Below are 5,617 nucleotides of genomic sequence, written 5' to 3'. Positions count from 1 at the left end.
ATTCAGTCTGCCACATTTTCATCAATGATAAACATTTTTCAGCAGGAGCCTAAAAACGGTATCCTCAGTTCAGGAAATCCTTCAGCTTCTTGGAGCGAGACGGGTGACGCAGCTTTCTGAGAGCCTTTGCCTCAATCTGACGAATACGCTCACGGGTAACGTTAAATTCCTTGCCGACTTCTTCCAGCGTGCGTGTATGGCCGTCTTCAATGCCAAAACGCAGGCGCAGCACCTTTTCTTCCCGCGGGGTCAGCGTTTTGAGCACCTCAACCAGCTGCTCCTTGAGCAGCATAAACGAGGCTGCCTCCGCCGGTTCAGGCGCATCATCGTCTGGAATAAAGTCTCCCAGGTGGGAGTCCTCCTCCTCGCCAATCGGGGTTTCGAGCGAAACCGGCTCCTGCGCAATTTTCAGAATATCGCGCACTCTGTCAACCGGCATGGACATTTCCTTGGCAATCTCCTCCGGGCTTGGGTCATGTCCCAGCTCCTGCAAAAGCTGACGGGAGACACGAATCACCTTGTTGATCGTCTCCACCATATGCACAGGAATACGGATGGTGCGCGCCTGGTCGGCGATTGCGCGGGTAATCGCCTGGCGAATCCACCACGTTGCATAGGTAGAGAATTTAAAGCCCTTGCTGCTGTCAAACTTTTCTACCGCCTTGATCAGGCCCAGATTGCCCTCCTGAATCAGATCCAGGAACAGCATACCGCGGCCGACGTAGCGCTTTGCAATGGACACTACCAGTCTCAGGTTCGCTTCGGCAAGACGCTTCTTCGCCTTTTCGCCTTCCTTTACCGCCTTTTTCAGCTGCGCCGTTTCTTCCTCAGACAGTGTTTCCTGCTCTGCTTCCAGGCGCTCAATCGCTTCGTTGCCGCGCTGCATCAGCTCCGCCAACGTGATTTCTTCCTCGGGAGACAACAGATCGACCTTGCCGATCTCCTTCAAATACATGCGCACAGGGTCGTCAATCGCCAGCGTCTCGGCCATCGCCGAAGTGTCGACCAGTTCTTCTTCCGCCACATCTTCCACATTTTCCGGCTCGAAGGACTCGTCATCATCATCGCCAAGCGCTTTTTCCAATGCGGCGCCCGTCTCAATCTCTACACCCATCGCTTCAAGGGTCTCATACAGCTTGTCAATATCCTCGCTCTCCATCTCAAGCTGACCCAATGCGTCGGCAATTTCTTTCAGCGACAGCTTGCCGTTCTTCTTGCCCAGTGCCAGCAGGTCGCGCAGCACCTGCTGCTGATCCACCGCCTGCTCGGATGCGCCGCCATTGTTGTTTGTCGTCATATCGTTTGTCCTCCCGCGTTTTGTTTTTTAATACGTCCAAAAGTCAGCAGCGGGTCCTCACCCTCTTTTCTGAGCGAACCATCTTTGACGCGCTGCATCCGTATTGTATTTATGTACTCTTCCATATCCTGCCGGTGGCTGCCAGCAGGCACCGCCTGCTCCAGTATGCCGGACAGCAAATCCATTTCATTCTGCTCCAGCCAGCCCTCAAACGCCAGAATGTCAACAATCTGCCGTTCTCGGTCAAGTGCCAGCACACGCTCGTATATCTTACGCAGCACCGGCGCAGAAAACCAATCGGGCGGCAGGCTTTTTTCCGTTTCAGCCACCAGCTTTTGGTCGGCAAAAAGCAGCCGCAATACATTTTCTTCCGCTTTTGCTGATTTCATATCGGTATACGCCAGCGAGCGATCTTTGGGCTGTGCCAGCCCGACCGGAGAGCGAATCTCACGCCGTTCCTGCGCTTTGCGTTTTCTAAACCGGATAGCAAGCTCCCGCTTTACTTCGTTTCCGACCGCCTCCGCAGTCACGCCGGCCATTTTCGCCGCTCGTCCGGCATAAATTTCACGCTCCACGCCGCTTTCAATGCCTGCCAGCATACGCGCCGCGTCCCGCAGAAACAAAACGCGCGCCTCATCATCTTCCAAATCATATTTGGCTGCAATCTGTTCCAAACGGTAAGCATTATGATTTTCACTGCGCTCAATCATCGCTCGGAACGCATCCGGCCCCTTTTCGCGAATAAACTCATCTGGGTCCTTAGCGCCCGGTATTTTCAATACCCTGACCTGTAAATCACACTTTTTCAATATATCAATCGCCCGCTGCGCGGCGCTCTGTCCCGCGCCGTCCGCATCATAGGAAATAACGATCTGCCCTGTATGGCGTGCTATCATGCGCGCCTGTTCCTCGGTCAGCGATGTGCCAAGCGAGGCGACCGCCGAATCGAATCCCGCCTGATGCAGCGCGATGACATCCATATATCCCTCTGCCAGAATAAAATACTCGCTCCTCGTCTTTTTGGCAAGGTTCAGCGCGAATAAATTGCGGCTCTTGTGGAATATCGGTGTTTCGGGTGAATTGAGATACTTTGGTTTGGAGTCGTCCATCACCCGCCCGCCGAAAGCGATCACATTGCCCCGCACATCAATAATCGGAAACATGACGCGATTCCGAAACCTGTCATAAAGGTGCCCTTTTTCACTGCGGCTGACCAGACCTGCGTCCAGCAGTTCTTCGCGCGTATATCCCTTGGCTGCCATCGCATCCATCAGCGCATGAAAAGAATCGGGCGCATAGCCAAGTCCAAACTGATTCATCACACGCCGGCGCAGTCCCCGTTTCAGAAAATACTGCTGCACATCGCTGTTCTCCGGCAGCCAGAGCATACTGTAGAAATACCGCGCGGCATCTCTGCACAGTGCATACAGCCGTTCTCTGTGCTGTGCCGCCTGCCGGTCGGCCTCTCCCTGCTCTGGCACCTGCATGCCCGCCCGCGCTGCCAGGAAACGCACCGCGTCCGGAAATTCCAGTCCTTCCGCTTTCATCACAAAGGTGATTACGCCGCCGCCCGCACCGCAGCCAAAACAATGGAAAATCTGCTTATCGGGCGAAACAGAAAACGAAGGCGTTTTCTCATTATGGAAGGGACACAGGCCAAAATAATTCGCCCCGCTTTTCTTCAGCGCCACATACTGCGAAACAATCTCTACAATATCATTCCGCGCAGCAAGCTCGTCCAAAAACATGCGATCAAACGGCACACTGTCCCCTCCTTTCCGGTTCTCCTGTGTATTCTAACCGTTTTCGTCAATCTTCAATCTTATTCCAGCTTTTGGGAATAAATAATTTTTTATATGTAGAAATCGAGTACCGGTCGGTCATGCACGCAATATAGTCACACACAACACGCTCCAGCGGCTCGCCCTGCGCCATCAGGACAAAATAATCTGCCGGCAGCTCATCCGGATGCTCCACAAAATAACCATACAGGCTGCGCAGCATGTTCTTGGCGCGCTGCTCCTCGCTCTGCGCGCTGGTTCCCTGATAAACGTGGGCAAACATAAATGCACGCAGTTCCATCATCGCCTCATGCACCGCGGGGTCCATGCCGATTTCCCGATGCGCCTGACCATAGGAAATCATCGCCGTCACCATCGTGTCAATGCGCTTTCCGTGGGTATCGCCCAGCTCCTGCAAAAGGCGCTTTGGGATATCTGTTACACGAATGAGACCGCCGCGCAGCGCGTCGTCAATATCGTGATTGATGTATGCGATACGGTCCGCATAATGAATGATGCGGCCCTCAGGCGTATCCGCCTTTTGGCTGCCGGTATGGCAGACGATGCCGTCCCGTACCTCGTAAGTCAAATTGAGCTGTTCGATCCGGTCTACCATGCGCAGGCTCTGCTCATTGTGCCGAAAACCGAACGGACAAACCTCATTCAGCGCGCTCTCTCCCGCATGTCCAAACGGAGTATGCCCCAAATCATGGCCCAGCGCAATCGCCTCTGTCAAATCCTCATTCAGATAAAGCGCCCGGGCCACCGTGCGCGCAATTTGCGCAACTTCCAGCGTATGGGTCAGCCGCGCACGATAATGATCGCCTTCCGGTGAGATGAACACCTGCGTTTTGTTGGACAGTCTGCGGAATGCCTTTGAATGGATAATTCTGTCCCTGTCCCGCTGAAAACAGGTACGGTAGGGACATTCTTCCATCGGTTTCCGCCTGCCGCGCGAATAGATTGATTTTGTCGCCCAATCGGCCAGCATTTGCTGCTCACGTCTCTGCTGTTGTTCCCGTACCGTATTCACACCGCCTGCCCCCTATTCTATCGCTTACAAATATTAGATACGAAACAAATCTGAAAAAACCTCTTTTTTTCAGAAAATTTCGCAAAGTTTTTTCGTTCTGCTGTATTTTTTGTAATCCGCACAAATGTATTGCGTCAAAACGCATCTTTTTTATGCATTTTCTGTGCGCATTAACCCAAACGACGGGCAGCTTACGCTGCCCGCCTCATTTATTTGGTTCGGCGTCCCATAAACTTTGTTTCTATCACTTCGGCATACACCGTTCCCGCCGTCGCCTCCGCCAGCGCCGTATTCAGGGCCGTCTCGCCGCCTGCGGGGATTGTGCAGGTCAATGTTACATCTGCACCATAGTCGGTCTGCTTCACCGCGCAGTCATATGCGGGCAGCAGGCGGGCAACAATCTCATATAAATGATACGGGCAGGCCAGCAGCAGCACCGAATACAGGCTCATGCGCTGTACGCCTGCTGCGGCAACCGCCAGCTGGGCCCCCTTGGTATATGCGCGCACCAATCCCCCTGTGCCGAGCAGAATGCCGCCGAAATATCGTGTCACCACGCATACGCAGTTGGTCATCCCTTCATGCCGCAGCACATCCAGAATGGGCATACCGGCCGTTCCCTGCGGCTCTCCGTCATCTGAATAACGCATCAGGCTGCCGTCCCGAATCAGATACGCCCAGCAGTTATGCGTTGCATCCCAATACGTTTCGCGCATCTGCTTCACCCTTGCCACAGCCTCGTCCGCCGTTTCAACCCGCCACAGCCGGCCGGTAAACTTGGAATGCTTTTCTTCAAATTTATCCTCACCGTAATCCAGATACGGCACAAAATAGTCCGAAGCCAGCGTCCAGACCTCCTCTCTCCCAAAATGGAAAATGGAATGGCTCTTCTGTCCCCGCGTTCTCCATTCTCAATCCTCAATCAAATAATCACTAACCCTGCCATAGGTCTTGTCGTCCACAACGGCCTCCACAACCGTACCGCTCTCCGCATAGTCGGTCGATTCCACCTGCGCTTCCCTGTGCAGCATATCAAGCACCGCGCCATCGCTGTACGGGATGCACAGGCGAACCCGATGCTTGCCGCGGCCGAGCACCCGCTCAATCAGCGCAAGCAATTCGTCTGTACCGGCGCCTGTCTTGGCCGAAATACAAACGCCCTCGTCCGCTCTGAAAAACGGAACCGCATCCGGGTCACATTTATCCACTTTATTATACACCATAACGCGGGGAATCTCCTGTGCGCCAAGCTGCGCCACAACGCCCTCAACCGTTTCCGCCTGAATCTGCCAGTCTTCATCGGAAACATCCACCACATGCAGCAGCAGATCGGCGTACGCCAGTTCCTCCAGCGTGGCCTTAAACGCCGACACCAGATGGTGCGGCAGCTTGCGGATAAAGCCGACCGTATCGCTGAGCAGGATCTCCTGCGTATCCGAAATACGCTTTTTGCGCGTGGTCGGGTCCAGCGTATCAAACAGGCGGTCATTCGCCTCAATATTCGCA

At 54.1% G+C, this 5,617-nt stretch carries 5 protein-coding genes; all 5 read right to left on the bottom strand.

Annotated elements, in window-relative coordinates; genetic code table 11:
• Positions 1 to 64: 64 nt before the first annotated feature.
• On the bottom strand, positions 65 to 1,297 hold the full coding sequence (rpoD, locus tag ACOYIE_RS08830; RefSeq protein ID WP_433412416.1) for an RNA polymerase sigma factor RpoD: 1,233 nt from the start codon (positions 1,295 to 1,297) through the stop codon (positions 65 to 67).
• Positions 1,294 to 3,060, bottom strand: coding sequence for a DNA primase (gene dnaG, locus ACOYIE_RS08825; protein WP_433412414.1), 1,767 nt, complete (start codon positions 3,058 to 3,060; stop codon positions 1,294 to 1,296). The genes rpoD and dnaG overlap by 4 nt, the downstream gene beginning before the upstream one ends.
• A gap of 46 nt (positions 3,061 to 3,106) precedes the next feature.
• Complete coding sequence (locus ACOYIE_RS08820) at positions 3,107 to 4,111, bottom strand: deoxyguanosinetriphosphate triphosphohydrolase (protein WP_433412412.1); 1,005 nt, start codon at positions 4,109 to 4,111, stop codon at positions 3,107 to 3,109.
• A 209-nt stretch (positions 4,112 to 4,320) separates the two neighbouring features.
• Positions 4,321 to 4,938, bottom strand: coding sequence for an IMPACT family protein (locus tag ACOYIE_RS08815; RefSeq protein WP_433412410.1), 618 nt, complete (start codon positions 4,936 to 4,938; stop codon positions 4,321 to 4,323).
• Positions 4,939 to 5,022: 84 nt separating this feature from the next.
• Positions 5,023 to 5,617, bottom strand: a 595-nt coding sequence (locus ACOYIE_RS08810; RefSeq protein WP_433412408.1) for a GTPase, incomplete at its 5' end; no start/stop codon positions are given.

The organism is Agathobaculum sp. (assembly GCF_050946325.1).
In the GTDB taxonomy this organism is placed as follows: Bacteria; Bacillota; Clostridia; order Oscillospirales; family Butyricicoccaceae; genus Agathobaculum.
The sequence above is the reverse complement of the archived record's forward strand: the minus strand, read 5'-3'. Positions and strand labels throughout refer to the sequence as shown.

What these genes read in the sequence shown, in the direction of transcription:
- rpoD (WP_433412416.1), bottom strand. Translation starts at nt 1,297, where the DNA reads ATGACGACAAACAACAATGGCGGCGCATCCGAGCAGGCGGTGGATCAG.